24 protein-coding genes are annotated in these 23280 nt (G+C 72.1%); 10 read left to right on the forward strand and 14 right to left on the reverse strand.

Annotated elements, in window-relative coordinates; translation table 11 throughout:
* Position 1: 1 nt before the first annotated feature.
* On the forward strand, positions 2 to 1606 hold the full coding sequence (gene qcrB, locus G9H71_RS01300) for a cytochrome bc1 complex cytochrome b subunit (RefSeq protein ID WP_166276656.1): 1605 nt from the start codon (positions 2 to 4) through the stop codon (positions 1604 to 1606).
* A gap of 1009 nt (positions 1607 to 2615) precedes the next feature.
* Here qcrB and G9H71_RS01305 read toward each other — a convergent pair.
* The 4 genes from G9H71_RS01305 to ctaC all read right to left on the reverse strand — a co-directional run bounded on the left by G9H71_RS01305 (position 2616) and on the right by ctaC (position 6925).
* Complete coding sequence (locus G9H71_RS01305; protein WP_166276659.1) at positions 2616 to 3845, reverse strand: L,D-transpeptidase; 1230 nt, start codon at positions 3843 to 3845, stop codon at positions 2616 to 2618.
* 163 nt (positions 3846 to 4008) lie between these two features.
* A complete protein-coding gene (locus G9H71_RS01310) occupies positions 4009 to 4404 on the reverse strand; it encodes a cytochrome c oxidase subunit 4 (RefSeq protein WP_166276662.1) in 396 nt (131 codons plus the stop codon).
* Positions 4401 to 6119 carry an aa3-type cytochrome oxidase subunit I gene (ctaD, locus tag G9H71_RS01315; RefSeq protein WP_166276665.1) on the reverse strand — a complete coding sequence of 573 codons (1719 nt, stop codon included), beginning with the start codon at positions 6117 to 6119 and terminating at the stop codon, positions 4401 to 4403. Before ctaD ends, G9H71_RS01310 begins: the two co-directional genes overlap by 4 nt.
* Complete coding sequence (gene ctaC, locus G9H71_RS01320; protein WP_331272667.1) at positions 6116 to 6925, reverse strand: aa3-type cytochrome oxidase subunit II; 810 nt, start codon at positions 6923 to 6925, stop codon at positions 6116 to 6118. The genes ctaD and ctaC overlap by 4 nt, the downstream gene beginning before the upstream one ends.
* 339 nt (positions 6926 to 7264) lie before the next feature.
* Here ctaC and G9H71_RS01325 point away from each other — a divergent pair, with 339 nt between their 5' ends.
* The gene (locus G9H71_RS01325; RefSeq protein WP_166276667.1) at positions 7265 to 8425 is read left to right on the forward strand and encodes a cysteine desulfurase family protein; all 1161 of its coding nucleotides are present in this window, start codon (positions 7265 to 7267) and stop codon (positions 8423 to 8425) included.
* Positions 8422 to 8664, forward strand: coding sequence for a sulfurtransferase TusA family protein (locus G9H71_RS23285; RefSeq protein WP_166276670.1), 243 nt, complete (start codon positions 8422 to 8424; stop codon positions 8662 to 8664). The genes G9H71_RS01325 and G9H71_RS23285 overlap by 4 nt, the downstream gene beginning before the upstream one ends.
* Positions 8665 to 8759: 95 nt before the next feature.
* On the opposite strand, the gene aat is transcribed toward G9H71_RS23285, so the two are convergent.
* The 4 genes from aat to erpA all read right to left on the reverse strand — a co-directional run bounded on the left by aat (position 8760) and on the right by erpA (position 11775).
* Positions 8760 to 9440, reverse strand: a complete 681-nt coding sequence (aat, locus tag G9H71_RS01335) for a leucyl/phenylalanyl-tRNA--protein transferase (protein WP_166276673.1) — start codon at positions 9438 to 9440, stop codon at positions 8760 to 8762.
* 39 nt (positions 9441 to 9479) lie between these two features.
* Positions 9480 to 10466: a carbohydrate kinase family protein gene (locus G9H71_RS01340; RefSeq protein ID WP_166276676.1), complete on the reverse strand. Its 987-nt coding sequence runs from the start codon at positions 10464 to 10466 to the stop codon at positions 9480 to 9482.
* A 188-nt stretch (positions 10467 to 10654) separates the two neighbouring features.
* Positions 10655 to 11281 carry a DUF4115 domain-containing protein gene (locus G9H71_RS01345; RefSeq protein WP_166276679.1) on the reverse strand — a complete coding sequence of 209 codons (627 nt, stop codon included), beginning with the start codon at positions 11279 to 11281 and terminating at the stop codon, positions 10655 to 10657.
* A gap of 122 nt (positions 11282 to 11403) precedes the next feature.
* Entirely contained in the window at positions 11404 to 11775 is a 372-nt protein-coding gene (erpA, locus tag G9H71_RS01350; RefSeq protein ID WP_166276682.1) for an iron-sulfur cluster insertion protein ErpA, read from the reverse strand.
* A gap of 410 nt (positions 11776 to 12185) precedes the next feature.
* Here erpA and nadA point away from each other — a divergent pair, with 410 nt between their 5' ends.
* The 4 genes from nadA to G9H71_RS01370 all read left to right on the forward strand — a co-directional run bounded on the left by nadA (position 12186) and on the right by G9H71_RS01370 (position 17067).
* Entirely contained in the window at positions 12186 to 13424 is a 1239-nt protein-coding gene (gene nadA / locus G9H71_RS01355; RefSeq protein WP_166278873.1) for a quinolinate synthase NadA, read from the forward strand.
* A 46-nt stretch (positions 13425 to 13470) separates the two neighbouring features.
* Positions 13471 to 14859 (forward strand): FAD-binding oxidoreductase, encoded by a 1389-nt coding sequence (locus G9H71_RS01360; RefSeq protein ID WP_331272669.1) that lies wholly within the window; start codon positions 13471 to 13473, stop codon positions 14857 to 14859.
* A 22-nt stretch (positions 14860 to 14881) separates the two neighbouring features.
* Positions 14882 to 16120: a class I SAM-dependent methyltransferase gene (locus G9H71_RS01365; RefSeq protein ID WP_166276685.1), complete on the forward strand. Its 1239-nt coding sequence runs from the start codon at positions 14882 to 14884 to the stop codon at positions 16118 to 16120.
* Between the two features lie 92 nt (positions 16121 to 16212).
* A complete protein-coding gene (locus tag G9H71_RS01370; RefSeq protein ID WP_166276688.1) occupies positions 16213 to 17067 on the forward strand; it encodes a sensor domain-containing diguanylate cyclase in 855 nt (284 codons plus the stop codon).
* 3 nt (positions 17068 to 17070) lie between these two features.
* On the opposite strand, the gene pspAB is transcribed toward G9H71_RS01370, so the two are convergent.
* From pspAB to G9H71_RS01390, 4 genes are read right to left on the reverse strand one after another with little or no spacing between them, the layout of a single operon-like run.
* On the reverse strand, positions 17071 to 17637 hold the full coding sequence (gene pspAB, locus G9H71_RS01375) for a PspA-associated protein PspAB (RefSeq protein ID WP_166276692.1): 567 nt from the start codon (positions 17635 to 17637) through the stop codon (positions 17071 to 17073).
* Positions 17637 to 18539, reverse strand: a complete 903-nt coding sequence (htpX, locus tag G9H71_RS01380) for a zinc metalloprotease HtpX (RefSeq protein WP_166276695.1) — start codon at positions 18537 to 18539, stop codon at positions 17637 to 17639. Before htpX ends, pspAB begins: the two co-directional genes overlap by 1 nt.
* A 28-nt stretch (positions 18540 to 18567) precedes the next feature.
* Positions 18568 to 18846, reverse strand: coding sequence for a PspA-associated protein PspAA (pspAA, locus tag G9H71_RS01385; protein ID WP_166276698.1), 279 nt, complete (start codon positions 18844 to 18846; stop codon positions 18568 to 18570).
* Entirely contained in the window at positions 18843 to 19622 is a 780-nt protein-coding gene (locus G9H71_RS01390; RefSeq protein WP_166278879.1) for a PspA/IM30 family protein, read from the reverse strand. The genes pspAA and G9H71_RS01390 overlap by 4 nt, the downstream gene beginning before the upstream one ends.
* Positions 19623 to 19752: 130 nt before the next feature.
* On the opposite strand from G9H71_RS01390, the gene G9H71_RS01395 reads away from it, so the two are divergent.
* Both G9H71_RS01395 and G9H71_RS01400 read left to right on the forward strand, forming a co-directional pair.
* The gene (locus tag G9H71_RS01395; protein ID WP_331272670.1) at positions 19753 to 20367 is read left to right on the forward strand and encodes a DUF3043 domain-containing protein; all 615 of its coding nucleotides are present in this window, start codon (positions 19753 to 19755) and stop codon (positions 20365 to 20367) included.
* 46 nt (positions 20368 to 20413) lie between these two features.
* Positions 20414 to 21415, forward strand: coding sequence for an aldo/keto reductase family protein (locus G9H71_RS01400; protein WP_166276704.1), 1002 nt, complete (start codon positions 20414 to 20416; stop codon positions 21413 to 21415).
* Between the two features lie 21 nt (positions 21416 to 21436).
* On the opposite strand, the gene G9H71_RS01405 is transcribed toward G9H71_RS01400, so the two are convergent.
* The gene (locus G9H71_RS01405; protein WP_166276707.1) at positions 21437 to 21652 is read right to left on the reverse strand and encodes a hypothetical protein; all 216 of its coding nucleotides are present in this window, start codon (positions 21650 to 21652) and stop codon (positions 21437 to 21439) included.
* Positions 21653 to 21702: 50 nt separating this feature from the next.
* Here G9H71_RS01405 and G9H71_RS01410 point away from each other — a divergent pair, with 50 nt between their 5' ends.
* Positions 21703 to 22212: a DUF3291 domain-containing protein gene (locus tag G9H71_RS01410; RefSeq protein ID WP_166276710.1), complete on the forward strand. Its 510-nt coding sequence runs from the start codon at positions 21703 to 21705 to the stop codon at positions 22210 to 22212.
* On the opposite strand, the gene G9H71_RS01415 is transcribed toward G9H71_RS01410, so the two are convergent.
* Positions 22193 to 23278, reverse strand: coding sequence for a hypothetical protein (locus tag G9H71_RS01415; RefSeq protein ID WP_166276713.1), 1086 nt, complete (start codon positions 23276 to 23278; stop codon positions 22193 to 22195). The two genes, G9H71_RS01410 and G9H71_RS01415, sit on opposite strands and share 20 nt — an antisense overlap.
* Positions 23279 to 23280: the final 2 nt, after the last annotated feature.

A 23280-nucleotide genomic window follows, 5' to 3' on the forward strand; every position in this document is an offset into this window, starting at 1 on the left:
CATGTCGATGTTGGGAGACGCTGCCGGCGGCGCCGGCCGCTATCTGGACGACCGGCTCGGCCTGGCCAAGGTCGTCCGCAAGAACATCCGCAAGGTGTTCCCGGACCACTGGTCGTTCATGCTGGGCGAGATCACGCTCTACAGCTTCATCATCCTGCTGCTGAGCGGCACCTTCCTCACCCTCTTCTTCGACCCGTCGATGACCGAGACGGTCTACAACGGCGCCTACGGCCCGCTGCGCGGCGAGGAGATGTCCCGCGCCTACGCCTCGGCCCTGGAGATCTCGTTCGAGGTCCGCGGCGGCCTGATCATGCGGCACATCCACCACTGGGCCGCCCTGATCTTCATCGCCGGCATGGTCGTGCACGCCTTCCGCACGTTCTTCACGGGCGCGTTCCGCAAGCCGCGTGAGATCAACTGGCTGCTCGGTGTCGCCCTGCTCGTCCTCGGCCTGCTCGAGGGCTTCATGGGCTACTCGCTGCCAGACGACCTGCTCTCCGGCACGGGCCTGCGCATCGCCGAGGGCGTCATCCTGTCGATCCCGCTCGTGGGGTCGTACATCCTGATGTTCTTCTTCGGCGGCGAGTTCCCGGGCGTGGACCTCATCCCGCGCATGTACATGGTCCACATCCTGCTGGTGCCCGGCCTGATCCTGGCGCTCATCGCGGCCCACGTCGGCCTGGTGACCTACCACAAGCACACGCAGTACCCGGGCGCCGGCCGCACGGAGAAGAACGTCGTCGGCTACCCGCTGCTGCCGGTCTACGCGGCCAAGGCAGGCGGCTTCTTCTTCGTCGTCTTCGGCGTGATCTGCGGCATCGCGGCGCTCGTGCCGATCAACCCGATCTGGCAGTACGGCCCCTACGACCCCAGCGAGGTCACCGCGGGCTCGCAGCCCGACTGGTACATCGGCTTCCTCGAGGGCTCGCTGCGCCTGATGCCCAACTGGGAGATCGAGTTCTGGGGCAACACGCTCTCGCTGAACGTGCTGATCCCCTCGCTCGTCGTCCCCGGGATCATGTTCACGATCTTCGCGCTCTACCCGTTCATCGAAGCCTGGGTGACCGGCGACAAGCGCGAGCACCACATCCTCGACCGGCCGCGCAACCAGCCGGTCCGCACCGGCCTCGGCGTCATGTTCATCACCAGCTACACGATCCTCTGGATCGCGGGCGGCAACGACATCATCGCCATCACGTTCGGCCTGTCGATCAACGCGATCACGTGGTTCATGCGCATCGCGTTCTTCGTCCTGCCTCCGCTGGCCTTCTGGGTGACCAAGCGCGCTTGCCTCGGGCTGCAGCACCGCGACAAGGACAAGGTGCTCCACGGCCGCGAGACCGGCATCCTCATGCAGCTCCCCCACGGCGAGTTCATCGAGGTGCACGAGCCGATCACGCCGGAGGAGCGCTGGCGGCTCACCTCGCAGGAGATCCAGCGGCCGGCCGCCCTCCCGGCCAGCGCAGACGGGAACGGTGTCGCCCCCCGCGGCGCCCTCGCCGGCAAGCTGCGCAGCAAGGTCTCCCGCTGGTACTTCGAGGACCGCGTCGAGCCGGCCACACCGGCCGACGTCCACGAGCTGGAATCCAGCGGCGGGCATCACTGAGGCACCCCCGCACCACACCGAAGGGCGGGTACGCGGCGCGAGCCGTGTGCCCGCCCTTCGGCTTTCGGGGCGCTGGCGCAGCTGGGACCGAGGGATTGGCGTCGAGCGTCCGCACGCGCCCGCGGTCACGTCCCCGACCGCACCCGCGCACCCTCCGGCCCGCGCTCACTCGGGTGCCCGCTGCTGACCGGGACTCCAGGAGACCTTGCGTGCGCCAGAGCACGCCACGACGAGCTTCACGCTCCACAACCTCGACGTCAGGCGCGGCCACTCGGTGTCACCCGCCCGGCCGTCGGCCCCGGTCGCGCCACCGTGCGCACCACCAGGCGGGTCATGACCGGCGCAACGGTGCACGACCTCGAACTCGTCAGCTACACCGGCCCGTGCACCCCACGGACGTCCGCGCGTACCGACCGCTCTCCCCACCGCGCATCGACGGCACTCGAGCCGAAGACCGTGGCCATAGCCCCGGGACCCGCGCGCCGCCTGGTGTGCCGCTGAGCACGCCATTGCGAGCGTCACGCTCCACGGCGTCGACGCCCGCCCGGTCGACAGCCGATCAGAGCCCGGGGCCGCCGTCAGCCGCGATGCCACGCCCGAGCTGCAGGCCACGTTCGCGCCGTGCAGCTCGACCTCCGGCTTGTGATCGGCGTCGAACGGCAGCAGCATCGGCCGTTTCGATGGCTACGGGCCTCACGGCCGACAGCTGCCGCAGGCGCCGGCCTGTCGGTGCGGCGCCCGGAATCGCATGGCGGCGGGCGCTCAGCCCCTCGCCCAGGCCGACGCACGGGATCACCCGCCGCACCTGCCGCCTACCCCGGCCCTGACCCAGCACGATCAACGGACCTCCGGACGCGCCGCGTCCAGCGCGCCCCCTGGCTCCCCAACGGTTCCAGCACCGGCCCGGGCTCCAAGCACCGGCACCATCGCGGGCACGCCCCCGCGCAGAGGTCACCGACGCACGAAGGGCCTGGCCGCATCGGCCAGGCCCTTCAGCAGGAGGAGCGGGTCAGGACAGCGCGCTGCCCTCGAGCCACTCCTTCCACGAGACGTTCCAGTCGGTCCAGCCGTTGCCGGGCTCGAGCTTGCGCGAGGAGCCGGTGACCTTGATGACGTCACCGATGAGGGAGTTGTCGAACAGGCGCTTGGCGTTGGCCATGCTCATGCCGACGCACCCGTGGCTGACGTTCGCCGAGCCCTGCGACCCGGTCGACCACGGCGCGGCGTGGACGAACTCGCCGGAGTTCGTGACGCGCATCGCGTAGGGCACGTCGAGCCGGTAGTACTCGGGGTCGCCCTGGGAGATGCCTGTCGTGGCAGCGTCCATGACCTTCATCTCGTACTTCTCGCTGATCACCTTCGTGCCGCCGCGGGTCAGGAAGCCGCCCTTGCCGGTGGTGACCGGGATCGTCGCCCAGACCTTGCCGTTGCGGCGGACGATCATGCGGTGCTTGGCCACGTCGACCGTGCTGATCATCGAGGCGCCGACGGAGAACTTCACGACGCGGTCGGACTCTTCGGTCCCCCAGGCGCCGTCCTCGGCCGCGACGCCGTTGAGCGCGACCTTCAGGGTGACCTTCGTGTAGGCCGGCCAGAAGGTCTTGGGCCGATAGTGCACCTCGCGGTCGCTGGTCCAGCTCCAGGCGCCGGGCGCCGACTTGGTCGACGTGACCGTGAGGCCGCGCTCGACGTCGTCCTTCTGGTCGTCCGGCACGTCGGCGTTGAGCCGGACGACGATCGGCATGCCGACGCCGACGGTCGTGCCGCTCAGCGGCGAGATGCTGGTGTCCAGGACCTCCTTCGGCCGCACCGTGGTGAAGCGGGTGGTCCTGGCGGCGACCCGGTCCTCGGCGTCGCGAGCTGTGACGCGAACGCTGTAGCGGGTAGCCGGCTCGAGCGGGGCTGCGGGCTCCCACGTCTTGCCGTCCGCGGCGAGGGCGCCCTTGACGGGGTTGCCGTCGCCGTCGGTGACGGCAACGCCGCGCAGGGAGCCGTCCGTGACGGAGAGGACGACGTCGGAGTCGAGGCCGATGCCGCGCGAGCCGCCCGCCGGGTCGATGACGATCTTCGCCGTCGACGCGGTGGCTGTCGGGCTGGGCGTGGAGCCGGAGACGGCCGCGATCGCCTCGGTCCCCGACTCACACGCCGCAAGGGCCGGCAGCAGGGCGACCGCGCTCAGGGACGCGACGAGCTGGAGGACACGCCGCCTGCGCGGGACCCCCGTAGACGTGCAGGACACCGATCCTCCGATCGAGACATCTCCGGCCGCCGGCGCGGCGCAAGACCAGACAAGTGTCCCTGATCAGCCCGTCCACGGCCAGCAACGACCCGCCCCGGAGGGGGTGCGGCACGTCACGCCCCGCCGGCTGAACCTCCGGCGGGGCGAGGACGTGCGGCTGACGTCAGTGCGAGTGCTCGCCTCGGTAGTACTCGAAGACCAGCCCGATGACGGCCAGGATGAGGAACACGGCGCCGAGGCCGACCAGCCACCAACCGAAGACGAGCCCGAGCGTCACGACCGCGGCGCCCGCCGCGACGGCCAGCGGCCACCAGCTGGTGGGGCTGAAGAAGCCGATCTCCCCGGCGCTCTCCGCGATCTCGGCGTCCTTGCGGTCCTCGGGACGCAAGCCGATCCGGCGCGCCGTGAACAGCGTGTAGAAGCCGACGAGGAGCGCCAGTCCGGCCGTGAACGCGAGTGCCGTCGTGCCGGCCGGCTCCCCCGTGACCACCCCGTAGATGATCGCGATCAGGCCGAAGAAGATGACACCGGACGCGAACAGCCAGCCCTCGACCTTCATCGACGGTCCTCCAGGTCCGGCTCACCAGCGATCTGATCGAGCAGCGTCTTGCCGGGCGTCGGGGTGTCGACGCGCGGAACCTCCGGGTGGTGCAGGTCGAACGCCGGCCGCTCCGAGCGGATCCGCGGCAGCTCGAGGAAGTTGTGCCGCGGAGGCGGACAGGACGTCGCCCATTCGAGGCTGTTGCCGTAGCCCCACGGGTCGTCGACGGTGACTCGACGGCCGCTCTTGGAGGTCTTCCACACGTTGTAGATGAACGGCAGCATCGACGCGCCGAGCACGAACGCCCCGATCGAGGAGACCGAGTTGAGCGTCGTGAACCCGTCGGCGGCGAGGTAGTCGGCGTAGCGACGCGGCATGCCCTCGGCACCGAGCCAGTGCTGCACGAGGAACGTGAGGTGGAAGCCGATGAACAGCAGCCAGAAGTGCAGCTTGCCGAGGCGCTCGTCGAGCATCCGCCCGGTGAACTTCGGCCACCAGAAGTAGAACCCGCCGAACGTCGCGAACACGACGGTGCCGAACACCACGTAGTGGAAGTGGGCGACGACGAAGTAGGAGTCGTTGGCCTGGAAGTCCAGCGGCGGCGAGGCGAGGATCATGCCGGTGAGGCCACCGAACAGGAACGTCACCAGGAAGCCGATCGACCACAGCATCGGCGTCTCGAAGGTGATCGAGCCGCGCCACATGGTGCCGATCCAGTTGAAGAACTTCACGCCCGTCGGCACCGCGATGAGGAACGTCATCAGCGAGAAGAACGGTAGTGACACCGCTCCCGTCGGATACATGTGGTGCGCCCACACGGTCACCGAGAGGCCCGCGATGGCGATCGTCGCGAAGACCAGGCCCTTGTAGCCGAAGATCGGTTTGCGGCTGAAGACCGGGATGATCTCGCTGATGATGCCGAAGAACGGCAGGGCGATGATGTAGACCTCGGGATGGCCGAAGAACCAGAACAGGTGCTGGTAGAGGATTGCACCGCCGTTGGCCGGGTCGAAGATGTGCGTCCCGAGGTTGCGGTCGGTGAAGAGGCCGAACAGCGCCGCGGTGAACACCGGGAACGCCATCAGCACCAGCACGCTGGTGAGCAGGATGTTCCAGGTGAAGATCGGCATGCGGAACATCGTCATGCCGGGCGCGCGCATGCAGAAGATCGTCGTGACGAAGTTGACGCCGGCGAGGATCGTGGAGAAACCGGAGAGGATGACGCCCGCGACCGCGAGGTCGGCACCGACGCTCGGTGAGTAGATCGTGGACAGCGGCGTGTACATGTACCAGCCGAAGTCCGCCGCGCCTTCCGGCGTGAAGAAGCCCGCCGCGGCGATGAGCCCACCGAACAGGAACAGGTAGAAGCCCATCATGTTCAGCCGCGGGAACGCGACGTCCGCCGTGCCGATCTGCAGCGGCATGATGATGTTGCCGAACCCGACGAAGGTTGGGGTCGCGAAGAACAGCAGCATGATGACGCCGTGCATCGTGAAGAGCTGGTTGTACTGCTCTTCACTGACGAAGTCGAGACCCGGCCGGGCGAGCTCGGCACGGATGACGAGCGCGAGCACACCACCGATCAGGAAGAAGGCGAACGAGGTGATGAGGTACATGTAGCCGATGACCTTGTGATCCGTGGACGTCAGCCACGAGATCAGGATCCGGCCCTTCGACTTGCCCCGGACGATCGCGCTCTCGTTGAGCGTCTCGGGGTTCTCGATCGCTGTCATTCCGATTCCGTCTCATCGGTCTCAGGGTCGATGGTCAGGCTCTCGCCGGACCTCGGCTGCTGCGGGCCCTCGACGTCGGTGAGGTCACCGACGTTGCCCTGGGCGCGCAGCGCCTCGAGCTGGCGGTCGTACTCGGCGCGCTCGACGACGGCGACGTTGAACAGCATCCGTGCGTGGTAGGTGCCGCAGAGCTCGGCGCACTTGCCGGCGTAGAACCCGACCTTCGTCGGCGTCAGCTCGAAGCTGTTGACGCGGCCCGGGATCATGTCCTTCTTGAAGATGAACTGCGGGACCCAGAACGAGTGGATGACGTCGCGCGCCACCACGTCGAAGTGGACCTTCTCCCCGACCGGGAGATAGAGCGTCGGCGGCTCGCCGGGGGTGCCGGCCTGGAAGACGCCCGCGTCCAGGTAGTTGAAGTCCCAGCTCCACCGCTTGCCGACGACGCTGACGTTGACCGCAGCGTCGTTCTTGACGTCGCCGACCTCGTTCTGGTCGCGCGCGGTGAAGTAGAAGTAGACGAGGACCATGACGATCGGGAGCGTCGTGTAGAGCACCTCGACCGGCAGGTTGTAGCGCACCTGGGGCGGCAGGCCGGTGTCCGTCGCCTTGCGGCGGTAGACGACGCAGGCCGCGAGGATCAGCGCCCAGACGATGGCGCCGGTGATGAAGGCCGCGGCCCAGGCGCCCTGCCACAGGGTCGTGATGCGGTCACCGTGGTCGGTGACGCTCTCGGGCAGGCCGCCGCGGGCCCATTGGTCGTTCAGCTCCGAGGAGCATCCGCTCAGCACCAACGGCGCGAGCACGAGGAGAGTCAGGGGACGTCGCCACCTGCGCCGCGGCTGCAGCGCCGCGCTGGGCGGGCTGGCCGGCGAGGTGGCCCGAGGACCGTACGGACGCACTCGCAACCCTTCTCCCGCGGCGCTGGCCGAACCCTGCCGTGAGGGAAGCCCGACGCCGGTCGAACTCGTTTTTCCTGGCTCGGGAACAGTACTACCGGGCTCCGGGCGGTGCTTGGCGGGGCACGCTGAGCGATGGTTTGTGCGTTAGAACACGGTCTCGAGACCCCGCAGCGGAAGAAGCCCCCACGCTCGCCGGGGCTGCCCGCGCCTCATCTGCGCTAGGGCGCCGGGCATGCTTGGGGCGTGGCGGAACAGCGTGCCTACCTCGACGCGGCGGCCGGTGAGCCGCTGGCCCCGGTGGCGCGTCAGGCCCTGCTCGCCGCGCTCGACGACGGCTGGGCGGACCCGCGGCGGCTCTACGCCGAGGGGCGTCGCGCCGCCCTGCTGCTCGACGCGGCCAGGGCCTCCGTGGCGGCCGTGCTCGGCGCCCACCCGGACGAGGTCTCCTTCACCGGCTCCGGCACCCAGGCGGCCCACCTGGCCGTGCTCGGCGGGCTGGCCCGGCGCCCGGGGTCCGGCGGCGGGGCGTACGGCCGGCTGGTGGCCAGCGCGGTGGAGCACTCCGCGGTGCTCGCGGCCGGCACGCTGGCGGAGGGTTCCGGCGGCGGCGTCGAGACGGTCGGGGTGGACCGGCTCGGCAGAGTGGACGCCGCTGAGTTCGTCCGGGCCGTCCACGCGCGCCCGACGGCCCTCGCGGCGCTGCAGTCGGCGAACCAGGAGGTCGGCACGGTCCAGCCCGTCGACGCCGTGCACGAGGCGTGCCGGGCGGAGGGGGTGCCGCTGCTGGTCGACGCGGCCCAGACCGTGGGGCGGATGGCGGTTCCCCCGTGGGACCTGCTCACGGCCAGCGCGCGCAAGTGGGGCGGGCCTCCCGGCGTCGGCGTGCTGGCGGTGCGCCGGAGCGTTCGGTGGCGGGCGCCGTTCCCCGCCGACGAGGCCGAGGGCGGGCGCGTGCCGGGCGGGGTGGGCCTGCCGGCGGTGCTCGCGGCGGCCACGGCGCTCGAGGCGGCCGTAGCCGACGCGGCCACGGAGTCCGCACGGCTGCACGCGATCGTCGCGCGGCTCCGCGCCGAGCTGCCGCAGCTCGTCCCGGACGTGGAGGTGGTGGGCGATCCGGACGACCGCCTCCCGCACGTCGTGACCTTCTCCTGCCTCTTCGTCGACGGCGAGGCCCTCGTCACCGAGCTGGACCGGCTGGGGTTCGCCGTCGGCTCGGGCTCGGCGTGCACGGCGAGCACCCTGCGGCCCAGCCACGTGCTGGCGGCGATGGGGGTCCTCACCCACGGCAACGTCCGGGTCTCGCTGCCGCGCGGGGCGGCCGAGTCGGACGTGGAGCGGCTCCTGACCGTGCTGCCGGGGGTCGTCGCCGGGCTTCGGGAGCGGGCCGGGGTGGCCGGGCTGTGACCGAGCAGGACGATCTCGCCGCCGAGGTCGACGCGCTGGGCCGACGCTGTCCCGTCCCGGTGATCGAGCTCGCCCGCCACGTCCTGGACGTCCCGCCCGGTGCGCTGATCGCGGTCCTCGCCGACGACGAGGCGGCGCGGGTGGACGTCCCTGCGTGGTGCCGCATGCGGGGCCACGAGTACGTCGGGGAGCGGCCGCGCGAGCGGGGCGCCGCGTACGTCGTCCGCCGCCTGCACTGACCGCCTGCGGCTCCCACCGGGGCGCGCGACGACGCAGCCCGGCTGCAGCGGGACCGGTGCGGGGCCGTGCCCGTCGCCGGCGGCGCAGCCCCGGCTCAGCGCCGCCCGTCGTCGAGGGCGGCCGGCAGCGGCAGCTCGAGCGCGGCCCGCAGCAGGCGCAGGTAGCGGCGGCGCGAGACCTCGACCACGCCCAGCGAGGCCAGGTGCGGGGTGCTCCACTGGACGTCGAGCAGCCGCGGCTGCCCGTCCTCGCTCAGCAGCCGCACCAGGTGCACGAGGGCCACCTTGGAGGCGTCGACCGCCCGGTGGAACATCGACTCCCCCGCGAAGAGCCCGCCCACGGCCACGCCGTACAGGCCGCCGACCAGCTCGGGGCCGTCCCACACCTCGACCGAGTGCGCCCAGCCCAGCTGGGACAGCCGGACGTACGCGGCGCGGATCTCGTCGTCGATCCAGGCCCCCTCGCGCGCCGGGTCGGCGCACGCATCCACGACCTCGGCGAAGGCCTGGTCCACCGTGACGGTGTAGCGCCGCAGCGACCGGCGCAGCGACCTGCTGACGCGCAGGCCGTCGAGCGGCAGCACGCCGCGCGGGCCGGGCGACCACCAGGCGAGCGGCCCGTGGACCCCGTCGAGCCGCATCGGGAACAGCCCGCTGCGGTACGCCTCGAGCAGGGTGCCCGGCTCGAGGTCGGCCCCCACGCCGGCGATCTCGCCGAGCAGCGGCGCTCCCGCGCGCGGGAGCGACCAGCGCGTAGGCGGCGGCTCGACGGGCACGGGCGGCGCGGCGGGCTCGGGTGCTCTGCCGGCTCTGGGCTAGCTCGCCCGGGCCGGCAGGTGCGGGCGCACGTCCTCGGCGGTGGCCTCGCCGTACGCGCCGGCGAGCCGCTCGAGGAAGTCCGCGGGCTCGAGGGCGTACTCCTGCGGCCCGACGGTCTCCAGCACGAGCGAGGCGACGAGGGCGCCGACCTGGCAGGCCCGCTCGACGGAGACGCCCCAGCTGGTGGCGGCGAGGAACCCGGCGCGGAAGGCGTCGCCGACGCCCGTGGGGTCGACCTCCTCGGTCACCGGCGCGGCAGCGACCCGCACCGACGGCTCGCCCTTGCGCTCGACGAGCACGCCGAGCGCGCCGAGGGTGGTGACGCGGGTCTGCACGCGGCCGAGCAGGTCGTCCGCGGACCAGCCGGTCTTCTGCTCGATGAGGGCCGCTTCGTACTCGTTGGTGAACAGGTAGGCCGCGCCGTCGACCAGGTCGCGGACCTCGTCGCGGTGCATGCGCGCCAGCTGCTGGGAGGGGTCGGCCCCGAACGGGATGCCGAGCTCGCGGCACTCGTGTGTGTGCCGGACCATGGCCTCGGGGTCGTTCGGGCTGACGAGGACGAGGTCGAGCCCGCCCACCCGCTCCTGGACCGGTGCGAGCGCGATCTCGCGCGCCTCGGACATCGCGCCGGGGTAGAACGACGCGATCTGGTTGTGGTCGGCGTCGGTGGTGCAGACGAAGCGCGCGGTGTGCCGGGTCGTGGAGTACGCGACGGAGCCGCAGTCCACGCCGTGCTGCTCCAGCCACTGCTGGTAGTCGCCGAAGTCGGCGCCGACGGCCCCCACGAGCACGGGGCGGACACCGAGCTGGCCGAGGCTGAAGGCGATGTTCGCCGCGACGCCGCCCCGGCGCAGCTCCAGGTCGTCCACCAGGAACGACAACGACACCTTGTCCAGCTTCTCGGCCACCAGGGAGTCCGTGAACCGGCCGGGGAACCGCATCAGATGGTCTGTCGCGATGGAGCCGGTGACGGCGATGCGCACGGGCGCTGCTCCTGACGGTGAGAGGTGACGAGAGCCGGATGGGAGGGGTACGGCGCACGGGAGCGGCACCGGGCCCTGCGGGCGCAGGACCCTAGCACCGCGGTGTTGCGGGAGGGCGCTCGCACGCGGGCCGCAGGCGTGACTCAGGCGAGCCGGCCGGCAACCGGCTGGAGCCCGCCAGGGCGGCCTCAGCCGGCGGCGGGCTGGCGCCGGTCGACGACGGTGAAGCGGAGCGGGGTCCCGAAGTCACCGCGGTAGCGCGGCGCGGACCCGGCGACGGAGTAGCGGACGCCACCGGCGTTGCCCAGGATGATGTCGTACTCGCGGGCGCCGTCGTAGCGACGGACCTGCCCCTTGCGCAGCGTGCCCTCGCCGAGGATCTTCCCGTCCCCGCGGATGCGGTACCAGCAGGTCCCCGTGGCGGTGAGGACGAGGCCGGGCGCCGGCGTCGGGGCGGCCGAGGCAGGCTTCTTCGTAGGCGTAGGCGTGGGCGTGGGACGGCTCGGCGTGGCAGAGGCCGTGGGGGTGGCCGGCGTGGTGGGGGTGGCCGCGGCCCCGGCCGCTGCCGGAGGGCTCGCCGAGGAGCTGGAGCCGGCCGACGGGGTTGGGGACGTCCAAGAGCCCGCTGCCGCACTGCCGGACGGGGTCGCGGTCGCCGTAGCGCCCGCACTGCCGCTCGGGGACGCCGAGGACGGCGCGGACGGCGTCCCGGCGGGAAGCGCGGCCCCCGTCGGCTCGTCGTCGCCGGCGAAACCGCCCGAGAACCCCACAATGCCGACGATCAGCGCCAGCACGACGAAGACCGCCGCGCCCAACGACGCGGCGGTCCGTGCCCCCGATCTGCTTCTCGCGTGGGCCGCGGGGGCGGCGTGTCTGCCGCCCGACCGCGGCCCCGGAGCCCCTGGCTCCCCCGGAGACCGCAGATGTTGTGGCCCGCTCAGTGGAACGAGTCCCCGCAGGCGCAGGAGTTCTGCGCGTTCGGGTTGTCGATCGTGAAGCCCTGCTTCTCGATGGTGTCGGTGAAGTCGATGACCGCGCCGGTCAGGTAGGGCGCGCTCATCCGGTCGACCACGACGCCCACGCCGCCGAACTTCTTGACGATGTCGCCATCGAGGGCGCGCTCGTCGAAGAAGAGCTGGTAGCGCAGGCCCGAGCAACCACCCGGCTGCACGGCCACGCGCAGCTGCAGGTCCGTGCGGCCCTCCTGCTCGAGCAGGCTACGGACCTTGCTCGCCGCGACGTCCGTGAGGACGATGCCGTCCGCGACCTCGGTGCCGGCGGTCGAAAGGGTTTGGTCCGAAACAGTCATGCTGCAGGCGCTCCTGTCCTGATGCCTCCCGGGGACCGGGTGCCGGCCCCCGCTATGACGGAGTCCAACACCGACGGCGTCCCGTTGCTTCCACGTCCATGGAAGCACACTGAGCGGACGATCACCGCGTCTCGGAAGAACGACATCCCGCACGTCTGCTGCGCGGTCACCGTGCGTCATCTCGTGGCCGCCTGCCGTTCCGGAGAAGCACCAACGCCGTTCCCGGGAAGCACCCGCAGGCCCCGGCTGTTGCCCCGAGGGGCGGCGAGGTCAGGTCGCGGTGACGCGAGGCCGACGTCCCCTGTGCGTCCGTCGGCGCCCCGCCGCAGGACCGTGGGAAAATAGTGCGTCCCCTGAACGAGCCCGGGAGCCCCGTGAGCCCTTCGACCGCCGCCCACCCCGCCGTCACGCTGCCCGGCCAGCCGCCGGCACCGGGAGGCGCTCCGGCAGCCCCCGCCGGCGCCGAGCTCCCGCTCGGGGTCGCGCCGTCCCCGCTGGCCCTGCTCCTGCTCGGGCGGGACCGAGACCTGGCCAGCGAGCGCGGGGTCGACTGCCCCGGGGACCTGCCGGCCGCGAGCGACCCCGCCCTGGCGGACCGGGCGCGCCGGGCTCGCGCGGCGCTCGGCGACCGTGCTTTCGTCCTCGGGCACCACTACCAGCGCGACGAGGTGATCGAGTTCGCCGACGTCACCGGCGACTCGTTCAAGCTCGCCCAGCAGGCCGCCGCCCGCCCGGAGGCGGAGTACGTCGTGTTCTGCGGCGTGCACTTCATGGCCGAGTCCGCGGACATCCTCACCTCGCCGTCCCAGCAGGTCGTGCTGCCCGACCTCGCCGCCGGCTGCTCGATGGCGGACATGGCCGCGCTCGGGCAGGTCGAGGACGCGTGGGAGGTGCTCGCCGAGGCCGGCCTCGCCGACTCGACGGTCCCCGTGGCCTACATGAACTCCAGCGCCGCGATCAAGGCGTTCACCGGGCGCAACGGCGGCACCATCTGCACCTCCTCCAACGCCGACCGCTCCCTGCGGTGGGCCTTCGAGCGCGGCGAGCGCGTGCTCTTCCTGCCCGACCAGCACCTCGGGCGCAACACCGCCGTCCTGCAGCTAGGGCTCTCGCTGGAGGACTGTGTGGTCTACAACCCGCACAAGCCGGGCGGCGGAGTGACGGTCGAGCAGCTGCGCGCGGCCAAGATGATCCTCTGGCGCGGCCACTGCTCGGTGCACGGCCGCTTCTCCAAGGACAACGTGGACGACGTACGCGCCCGCATCCCCGGCGTCAACGTGCTCGTCCACCCGGAGTGCCGCTTCGACGTGGTCACGGCGGCCGACTCCGTCGGCTCGACGGAGCACATCATCCGCACCCTCGAGGCGGCGCCCGCCGGGTCGTCCTGGGCCGTCGGCACGGAGCTCAACCTGGTGTCGCGGCTGGCGAAGGCCCACCCGGACAAGCAGATCGTCTTCCTGGACAAGACCGTCTGCTACTGCTCCACGATGAACCGCATCGACCTGCCGCACCTGGTCTGGGCGCTCGAGTCCCTGGTGGAGGGCCGCATGGTCAACCGGATCGTGGTCGACGGCGACACCGCGCACTGGGCGAAGGTCGCCCTGGAGCGGATGCTGGCGCTGCCCGGGAGCGGCACGACGCGCGGGTGATCGACGCGGGCTTAGTTGCCCGTACCAACGGGCGTAGGGTCGCCTCGTGGAACACATCGGCGTCGACAGCGCTGACCAGGCGGGCTACCGCCGGCGTCGGGATCGGCTGCTGCAGGACTACGCGGCGATTCCGCCGGGCGCCCCGGTCCGGCTGAAGAAGCGCACGTCCAACCTGTTCCGCACCCGCCGGCCGGTGACGACGCCGGGGCTCGACGTCACCGGCTTCGACGGGGTGCTCTCGGTCGACCCGGTCGCCCGGACGGCCGAGGTGCAGGGGATGACGACGTACGAGCACCTGCTCGACGTCACGCTCGCGCACGGCCTGGCCCCGCTGGTGGTCCCGCAGCTCAAGACCATCACGCTCGGCGGGGCCGTGACAGGGCTCGGGATCGAGTCGACGTCGTTCCGCAACGGGCTCCCCCACGAGTCCGTCCTCGAGATGGACGTGCTCACCGGCGACGGCCGCGTCGTCACTGCGACCCCGGAGGGCGAGCACGCCGCGCTCTACTTCGGCTTCCCCAACTCGTACGGCACCCTCGGCTACGCGCTGCGGCTGACCATCGAGCTCGAGCCGGTGCACCCGTACGTCCGGCTGGCCCACGTGCCTTTCCGCAGCGCGGACGAGCTGTTCGCCGCGATGGACGAGGTGGTGCGCGAGCAGCGCTGGCAGGGCGAGCCGGTGCGCTTCGTGGACGCCACGGCCTTCAGCGAGGACGAGCTCTACCTGACGCTCGGCTTCTGGGCCGACGGGGCGCCCTACGTCTCGGACTACACCGGGATGGAGATCTTCTACCGCTCCCTGCAGACGCGGCGCGAGGACTACCTGACCGCGCGCGACTACTACTGGCGCTGGGACACCGACTGGTTCTGGTGCTCGCGGGCGTTCGGTGCGCAGAACCCGCGGATCCGCCGGCTGTGGCCGAAGCGCTACCTGCGCAGCGACGCCTACTGGAAGCTCATCGGGCTGGAGGCGCGCTACCACGTCGGGGAGCGCCTTGACCGGGCCAAGGGCAAGCCCCCCGCCGAGCGCGTCGTGCAGGACGTCGAGGTGCCGATCGCGCGGGCGGCCGACTTCCACACCTGGCTCGCGCGCGAGACCGGGATCCAGCCGATCTGGGCGTGCCCGCTGCGCCAGCGCGACCCAGCCACGACATGGGACCTCTACGTCATGGATTCCGAGATCACGTATGTGAACTTCGGCTTCTGGTCGACGGTCCCACTCGCGCCCGGGCAGGCGGACGGGCACCACAACCGGCGCATCGAGCAGAAGGTGCAGGAGCTCGGAGGACGCAAGTCGCTCTACTCGACGTCCTACTACGGCGAGGACGAGTTCTGGTCTCTCTACGGGGGCGAGGCCTACGCGCAGCTGAAGAAGGAATACGACCCGCAGGGCCGCCTGCTCGACCTCTACTCCAAGACGGTCCGGCGGCACTGATGCACACAGGAGGGGCGCCAGCATGAAGATCGCCGAAGCCTTCGAGGCAGTGGTCGGGCCGAGCGCGCCCGTCGCGTGGAAGGCCTATGACGGCAGCAGCGCCGGCCCGGCGGAGGCCGCGGTGACGGTGCACCTGCGCTCGCCGCAGGCCGTCTCGTACGTCGTGACCTCGCCCGGCGAGCTCGGCCTGGGCCGGGCGTACGTCTCCGGCGAGCTCGAGGTCGAGGGGGACGTCTACACGGCCCTGGCCTCGCTGTCGCAGGCCTCCATCGACCGCATCTCGTGGCAGCAGCGGATCGAGGTGCTGCGCTCGATCGGGCTGCAGGCGCTCAAGCCGCCGCCGCGTCCGGCCGAGGAGGTCGTCCTGCGCGGCGGCCGCCACTCCAAGCGGCGCGACGGCGAGGCCATCTCGCACCACTACGACATCTCCAACACGTTCTACGAGTACGTCCTCGGCCCGTCGATGGCCTACACCTGCGCCGCCTACCCGACCCTCGACGCGACGCTCGAGGAGGCGCAGGCCAACAAGTTCGACCTCGTCTGCCGCAAGCTCGGCCTCGAGCCCGGGCAGCGGCTGCTCGACGTCGGGTGCGGCTGGGGCGGCATGGTCATGCACGCGGCCAAGAACTACGGGGTCCAGGCGCTCGGCGTGACGCTGTCGCGCCGACAGGCCGAGTGGGCGCAGAAGGCGATCGCCGACGCCGGCCTCGCCGACCGGGCCGAGGTGCGCTTCCTGGACTACCGCGACGCACCGGGCGAGGCGTTCGACGCGGTCAGCTCCATCGGCCTGACCGAGCACATCGGACGGCGCGAGCTGCCGAGCTACTTCACCCACCTGCGCTCCAAGCTCAAGCCGGGCGGCCGTCTCCTCAACCACTGCATCACCCGGCCCACCAACCTCGAGGGGCCGCTCAAGCGGAAGGGCTTCATCAACCGCTACGTCTTCCCCGACGGCGAGCTGGTGGGCGTCGGCACGATCATCTCCGCGATGCAGGACAACGGCATCGAGGTGCGGCACGAGGAGAGCCTGCGCGAGCACTACGCCATGACGCTGCGGGACTGGGGGCGCAACCTCGACGCCAACTGGGACGCAGCCGTGCGCGAGGTCGGCCTCGGTCGCGCCCGCGTCTGGCGCATCTACATGGCCGGGTGCCGGCTGGCGTTCGAGCGGCGCGGCATCGAGCTGCACCAGGTGCTCGGGGTCAGGACGCGCGACGACGGCGACGCTGCGATGCCGCTACGCCCGGACTGGGGCGTCTAGCGCACGATCCGGCACTCGGGCTGCGCCACCCCGCCCGCGCCCTCTACGGTTCGATCTTCGTGGCACAGTCGCCGAGCCGGGGGATCGTGAGGATGGGGCAGGACACACGCTTCGCGCGCGGGGCGTTCGCGAACGCTCCCAGCGCGATGGCCATCTGCACGCTCGACGGGGTCGTGATCGACGCCAACCGAGCGCTCGGCGAGCTGGTCGAGCGCCCGGTGTCGGCGCTGCTCGGCGCGCCGTTGTTCGACATCACGCACCCCGACGACGTGCCCGCCGCCCACGCGGCGTGCGCCCAGCTCAACGCCCAGGGCGGCACGATGCGGCTGCAGTGCCGGCTGCTGACGTCGCAGGGGGCCGGCGTGCCCGTGCTGGTGAACTCCCGGCTGGTGGCCGAGGACGGCGAGCGGCACATCGTCATGGTGGTCGAGGACGTCACCGAGCTGCAGGAGGCCGAGGCCCACCTCGCCCACCTCGCCCTGCACGACCCGCTCACGGGCCTGGCCAACCGCCGGCTGCTCGACGACCGGCTCACGCAGGCGCTCGGCGCCCTGGACCGCACGGGAACGCAGCTGGCGGTGCTGTTCATCGACCTGGACGGCTTCAAGGCGGTCAACGACGCGCACGGCCATGCGGTCGGGGACGTGATGCTGCGAGAGGTCGCCGACCGGCTGCGGACGGTGCTGCGGGCGGCCGACACCGCGAGCCGGGTCGGCGGGGACGAGTTCGCGGTGCTCGCCGTGGACGTGACGCACGGCCAGGCCGAGACGTTGCGCGAACGACTGCTGGCGGCGCTGCGCGAGCCGATCGGCGTCGCCGGCGCAGAGCTGCGCCCCTCGGCGTCCGTCGGGCTGACGATGGGAAGCGCCGGCGACTCCCCCGCCGACGTGCTCGGCCGCGCGGACAGGGCGATGTACGACGGCCGGGGCCGCCGGCGCGGGGCTTGACCCTCAGAGCCCGGGCGCGCCCCAGACCGCGAACCACCGCGACAGGTCCTGCTCGACCCGCAGGTCGCCCAGCGCACCGCGCGCCTGCAGCTCCAGCGGGTTGTCGCGCTGCTCCCCGCCGAGCGGCGCGAAGGGATAGAAGGTGCCGCGCTTGTAGAGGTAGACGACGGCCAGCCGTCGCCCGTCCGGCCCCGCGAACGCCACGACGGAGCAGAGCAGCGCGGGCCCGAACCCCTGGGACTCCAAAGTGGAGTTGACCGCGTGCAGGTCCGTGACGAGGCCGGGCACGTCCCCCGGGTCGTGCCGGCAGGTCAGCCAGGTGAAGCCGTAGCCGTCGACCGACCGCTCGACGTCGGGCCCCTCGTCCGCGTCCAGCAGGGCCTGGACGTCCGACTCGGTCTGCGCGAACGCCGCGCCCTCGGCGGCCCGGAAGCAGACCGAGCCCACGCCGGTCGGACGCAAGCCCAGCGCGGCCTCGAGCGTCAGTGCGGCGTCCGGCAGCGCGAACAGCTCGTCCAGGCTCGGCGGCGGCGGCTGCGCCCGGCCGAGCAGCCGGTCCAGCAGGCCCATCAGCCGGCCCGCCCGAGCTCGCCGGAGATGCGCGCCAGCCGGTCGAGCCGGACGTCGAGCGAGGGGTGGGTCGAGAACAGCGAGGAGATGCTGAACCCGCCGGCCAGCGCCGGCGCGAAGAAGAAGGCGTTGTACGCCTCGGCCTGGCGCAGGTCCCGGGTCGGGATGCGGGCCATCTCGCCCGAGACCTTGACCAGCGCGCTCGCCAGCGCGGACGGCTGGCCGGTCAGGAGCGCGCCGGCGCGGTCGGCCGCGAGCTCGCGGTATCTCGACAGCGCGCGGATGAGCAGGAAGCTGACGGCGTAGACCGCGACGCTCGCGACGACGACGAGCAGCACCACCGCGGCGGCGTTGTCCCGGTTGTCGCGGCGCGGCGCGATGCCGCCGTAGAGGAACGAGCGCATCAGCAGGCCGGCGACGACCGAGACGAAGGAGGCCACCGTCATCACCGTCACGTCCCGGTGCGCGACGTGGCTCAGCTCGTGCGAGAGCACGCCTTCGAGCTCGCGCTCGTCGAGCCGGCGCAGGATGCCCGTGGTCGCACACACCACCGCCCGCTTCGGCGACCGCCCGGTGGCGAACGCGTTGGGGATGTCGGTGTCCGCGATCGCAACCCGCGGCTTCGGCATGTCGGCGAGCGCGCAGAGCCGGTCGATGACGGCGTGCAGCTCCGGCGCCTCGGCCGGCGAGACCTCGACGGCACGCATCGAGGCCAGCGCCAGCCGGTCGCTGAACCACCACTGCACGAAGAGCCCGACGCCGCCGAGGACCAGCACGAGCGGCCAGGGCAGGCCGAGCCCGATGAGCACGGCCATGACGACGACGTAGAGCAGCCCCAGCAGCACGATGGTGAAGACCATGCGGCCGACGAGGCCCCGGTCCGGCGCGTAGCGGGACCTCACCGCACCGTCCCGGGGACGGCCACGCCGCTCATCCCGGGATCATGCCCTCGTCGGTGAGCAGGCCCCGGACCTCCTCCACCGAGGCGTCCTCGGCGGGGAGCACGGCCTCGGAGGGGACGAGCTCGGAGTCCGGCAGCTGTGTCCCGTGCGACCGGACGTGGGCGAGCAGGCCGGCGAGCGCGTTGCGGAACGTCGCCTCGTCGGCGAGCGCCACGGCCTTCTCCACGGCGTCGTCGAGCGTGTTGAGGGCGTCGACCTCGCTGTCGGGGACGTCGTACTGGCCCTCGCCGAGGATGCGGACGATCACGCCTGGCCCTCCTTCTGCACGTTGACCTGCCCGACCGCGTTGCCACCAGGGGCGGTCGACCCCTCGATGGCCTGCGGGGCAGGAGCTGCCCCGAGCTCGCCCTTCAGCCGCTGCAGCTCCAGCTCGACGTCGCTGGTGCTGGAGATGCGGTCCAGCTGCGCGGTGATGTCGTCCTTGGAGGTGCCCGTCGCGTCGTCGAGCGCGCCGGAGGCCAGCAGCTCGTCGATCGCTCCCGCCCGCGCCTGCATCGACTGGGTCTTGTCCTCGGCGCGCTGGACGGCCAGCCCGACGTCGCCCATCTCCTCGCTGATCCCGGAGAACGCCTCGCCGATGCGCGTCTGGGCCTCGGCCGCGGTGTAGGTCGCCTTGATGGTCTCCTTCTTCGTGCGGAACGCCTCGACCTTGGCCTGCAGGCGCTGCGACGCGAGGGTGAGCTTCTCCTCCTCGGCCTGCAGCTGCGCGTGCTGGGCCTGCAGGTCGGCGATCTGCTGCTGGAGGCCGGAGCGCCGGGTGAGCGCCTCGCGGGCCAGGTCCTCACGCCCGGCCGCGAGCGCCTGGCGCCCCTGGCCCTCGAGCTTGTCGGCCTGTTGCTGCAGCTGGGCCAGCTGGAGCTCCAGGCGCTTGCGCGACGTGGCGACGTCGGCGACGCCGCGCCGGACCTTCTGCAGCAGCTCCAGCTGCCGCTGGTAGGAGTAGTCGAGCGTCTCGCGCGGGTCCTCGGCCGCATCCAGGGCCTTGTTCGCCTTCGCGCGGAAGATCATCGACATCCGCTTCATCACCGACATGCCTGCTCCACTCCGGCCGCTCCGTGCCGCTGGTCCCGGTCTGTCTCGGTCGTCCTGCATCAGGGCGACCGCGGTTCTGGCGTGCCCCTCCCCCGTCAGGCGAACGTCTACCCTAAGCAGGGTGATCCGGCGCCGCAGCTCTCCGTCTCCCGTCGACGACCCGCTCGTGAAGGTCCCCGCCGCGGGGGCCGTCGACGAAGGCGCCGACAGCGTCGGCAAGGCGGGCGGCAAGGGCCGGCCGACGCCCAAGCGGGCGGAGGCCGAGAAGCAGCGGCGCCAGGCCGTACGCCCTCCGAAGGACCGCAAGGAAGCGATGCGCCTCCAGCGCGAGCGCGCCCGCCAGGAGCGCCAGCAGCGCGTCGAGGCGCTGCGCCGCGGTGACGAGCGCGCCCTCCCGGCCCGCGACCGGGGCCCGGTGCGCAAGTTCGTCCGCGACTGGGTCGACTCGCGGTGGAACCTCGCCGAGCTCTTCCTGCCGATGGCCGTGGTCGTCGTCGTGCTGTCGTTCGTGCCGGTGGCGGCGGTGCAGGTCGGCTCGATCTACGTGATGTTCCTGATGTTCGTCGGCATCATCATCGACGCCTTCATCACGGGTGCCCGCCTCCGCCGCATCCTCCCCGCGCGCTTCCCGAACGAGCAGCGCAAGGGCGCTGTCGCGTACGCCGTGCTGCGCGCCCTGCAGCTGCGCCGGCTGCGGCTCCCGGCCCCGCAGGTGCCGCGGGGCACGAAGGTCTGACCGACCTGGGGCTCCCGGGACCGGAAAGCCCCCCTATGGTCGAGTCATGGAGTTCCGTCACCTCGGCCGCAGCGGCCTGAAGATCAGCGAGATCGCCTACGGCAACTGGATCACGCACGGCGGGCAGGTCGAGGACGACGCCGCCACGGCCTGCATCCGCGCGGCGCTCGACGCCGGGATCACGACGTTCGACACCGCCGACGTCTACGCAGCGGGCCGCGCCGAGCAGGTCCTCGGCCGCGCCCTCGCGGGCGAGCGCCGCTCCGGGCTGGAGATCTTCACGAAGGTCTACTGGCCGATGGGCGACGGAGTGAACGACCGCGGCCTGTCGCGCAAGCACATCATGGAGTCGATCGACGGCTCGCTGCAGCGGCTCGGCACCGACTACGTCGACCTCTACCAGGCCCACCGCTTTGACCACGAGACCCCGCTCGAGGAGACGATCCAGGCTTTCGCCGACGTCGTCCGCGCGGGCAAGGCGCTCTACATCGGCGTCTCTGAGTGGGACGCCGAGCAGATCCGCGCCGGCAAGAAGCTCGCCGACGAGCTCGGCGTGCACCTGGTCTCGAACCAGCCGCAGTATTCCGCGCTCTACCGGGTCATCGAGGCCGAGGTGGAGCCGGCCTGCCGCGAGCTCGGCATCAGCCAGATCGTCTTCTCCCCCATCGCGCAGGGCATCCTGACCGGGAAGTACAAGCCGGGCCAGGAGCCGCCGACGGGGTCGCGCGCCACGGACCAGAAGGGCGGCGGCGCCGGGTTCATCTCGCGGTGGATGCGCGACGACGTGCTCGAGAAGGTTCAGCAGCTCGCGCCGCTGGCCGACGAGGCCGGGCTGCCGATGGCTGCGCTCGCGGTCGCGTGGGTGCTGCAGAACGACAACGTCGCCGCCGCGATCATCGGGGCGTCGCGCCCCGAGCAGGTCGAGGTCAACGTCAAGGCCGCCGGCGTGAAGCTCGACGCCGACCTCAAGGCGAAGATCGACGAGATCCTCGGGGACGTCGCCGCGACCGACCCGGAGCTCACCCAGAGCCCGAACCCGCGGCCCTAGCCCGCGGCGCGCCTCGGGCGGCTACAGTCCGCCCGAGGGGCGCAGGCTCATCGGCCCGTAGACCGTCGCGTCGTCCTCGAGCAGCGTGACCTGCTCCACTCCCTCGGCGAGGAGCGTCCGCCACTCCTCCCCGATCCAGGACTCGGCGTCCGACTGCGTCGGGAACCCCGTTCCGGGCAGTGACGCCCCGGTCACCTCGGTCCCGTCCGCGCGCTCGTAGCGCCAGCTCCACGGCATGGCGGGACCTTACGCTCCACCCGTCCGACCCGCCGCCCCGGAGCCCGCCCGTGCACCTCGCCCAGGTCAACGTGTCCCGGCTGCTCGCCCCGACGAGCTCCGAGCTGCTGGCCGGCTTCGTCGCGGCCTCCGGGCCGATCGAGCGGGCGGGCGAGGCCGCCGCGGGCTACGTGTGGCGTACGCAGGCCACCGTCCCGCCCGGCATGCGGACACACCCCTTCGCCGCCTATCTCGGCGACAGCGCCGGCCTCGTGGTCAACCTCTCGGTCTGGGAGTCGCTCGAAGCCCTCGCCGGCTTCGTCCACACCGGCCCGCACCTGCAGGCGCTGCGCCGCCGCCGCTCGTGGTTCGCGCCCCACCCGGGGCCGGCGGCCGTGCTCTGGTGGGTGCGGGAGGGCCACCGGCCGCGCATGCCCGAGGCCGCCGAACGCCTCGGCCACCTGCGCGCGCACGGCCCGACCGCGTACGCCTTCACCCCGCGGCATCCGTTCCCGGAGCCGGCGGAAGCTCCCGGGACGCCCGGCCCGCTCGTCGCGCCCCCTACCGGGACTGACCGGTAGGAGGCGTCACCGACCGGTCGGTCAGCGACTCCTCGAGAAGCGCTCCCGCCGCGACAGCGCTCTCCACGGACGCGAAGACCACGACGCCGTCCCAGATGTGCTCGTAGCTGCCGGCCGCGTCGGGCTGCCCCAGCGTGAGGACCGCCGACGCACTGCCGGCCCGCAGGACGACCGCCTCGACGCACAGCGCCGACTGCTCGCCGTACGGGCGCCACCACACCGCGACGGCCTGCTCGATGCGGTCCAGGCCGAACGTGCGCCAGTGCTCGGTCACGTTCCACCAGACGACGTCGCGAGGGGTGACGTGCCGGGGCGCCAGCGTTCCCGCGTACACCAGCAGGCCCTCGTCCAGGCCCGCCTGCTGCCACGTCGCCGACCACGTCGTGCCGTCGTCCAGGTCGAGCTCGAGCCCCCAGGTCACCGCGTCGTAGCCGTCGTAGGACCAGCTCTGCTCGGGCTCCACGCCCTCGTACCTCGGCTCGGCATAGCGGACCGCGCAGATCTCCCGCCCGGACAGGCGGGCCAGCTCCGCCTCGTGGGCGTGCCGTCTCGCATCGTCGGACGCCCACCCCCGCCACTGGCTCCGGGCCGTCTCCGGAGGCAGGCGTGGCAGGAGCCAGCGGCCGCCCACCGCCGTCGCCGCAGACAGGGCGAGCACGCCGACCAGGACGAGCAGGGGACGCGCATCTCGCGACGTCGCAGGAGCTCGACTCCCGGCGGTCTCCGGGCCCGATGACGGAAAGAACGGCACGACGAACAGCAGGAGCGCGGCGGCAAGGACCACTCCGGCGGCGATGCGCAACGTGATGCGAGCGCTCCGCGGCACCCGGCAGTAGCGCGCGGCCAGCGGCCAGCCCACCACGCCCACGACGGCGCCGGCCGACAGCAGGACGCCGCTGCTGACCAGCGTCTCGCGGGGCGACGCCTGGGCCCAACCTGCAAGGGCCGTCAGGACGGCCCAGAGGAACCACCACGCGCCGAGCCACACGACTCCCGTGACGAGCCAGACGACGGCAGGCGTCCACCGCGTACGTGGCGCCGCGTCGAGCCCGTCGGGAGCGGTCATGC

The sequence above is a fragment of the Motilibacter deserti genome, from assembly GCF_011250635.1.
Taxonomy (GTDB): domain Bacteria; phylum Actinomycetota; class Actinomycetes; order Motilibacterales; family Motilibacteraceae; genus Motilibacter_A; species Motilibacter_A deserti.

What these genes read in the sequence shown, in the direction of transcription:
- qcrB (WP_166276656.1), top strand. Translation starts at nt 2, where the DNA reads ATGTCGATGTTGGGAGACGCTGCCGGCGGCGCCGGCCGCTATCTGGAC.
- G9H71_RS01310 (WP_166276662.1), bottom strand. Translation starts at nt 4,404, where the DNA reads ATGAAGGTCGAGGGCTGGCTGTTCGCGTCCGGTGTCATCTTCTTCGGC.
- ctaD (WP_166276665.1), bottom strand. Translation starts at nt 6,119, where the DNA reads ATGACAGCGATCGAGAACCCCGAGACGCTCAACGAGAGCGCGATCGTC.
- erpA (WP_166276682.1), bottom strand. Translation starts at nt 11,775, where the DNA reads ATGACTGTTTCGGACCAAACCCTTTCGACCGCCGGCACCGAGGTCGCG.
- G9H71_RS01365 (WP_166276685.1), top strand. Translation starts at nt 14,882, where the DNA reads ATGAAGATCGCCGAAGCCTTCGAGGCAGTGGTCGGGCCGAGCGCGCCC.
- G9H71_RS01370 (WP_166276688.1), top strand. Translation starts at nt 16,213, where the DNA reads ATGGGGCAGGACACACGCTTCGCGCGCGGGGCGTTCGCGAACGCTCCC.
- pspAB (WP_166276692.1), bottom strand. Translation starts at nt 17,637, where the DNA reads ATGGGCCTGCTGGACCGGCTGCTCGGCCGGGCGCAGCCGCCGCCGCCG.
- G9H71_RS01390 (WP_166278879.1), bottom strand. Translation starts at nt 19,622, where the DNA reads ATGAAGCGGATGTCGATGATCTTCCGCGCGAAGGCGAACAAGGCCCTG.
- G9H71_RS01400 (WP_166276704.1), top strand. Translation starts at nt 20,414, where the DNA reads ATGGAGTTCCGTCACCTCGGCCGCAGCGGCCTGAAGATCAGCGAGATC.
- G9H71_RS01405 (WP_166276707.1), bottom strand. Translation starts at nt 21,652, where the DNA reads ATGCCGTGGAGCTGGCGCTACGAGCGCGCGGACGGGACCGAGGTGACC.
- G9H71_RS01415 (WP_166276713.1), bottom strand. Translation starts at nt 23,278, where the DNA reads ATGACCGCTCCCGACGGGCTCGACGCGGCGCCACGTACGCGGTGGACG.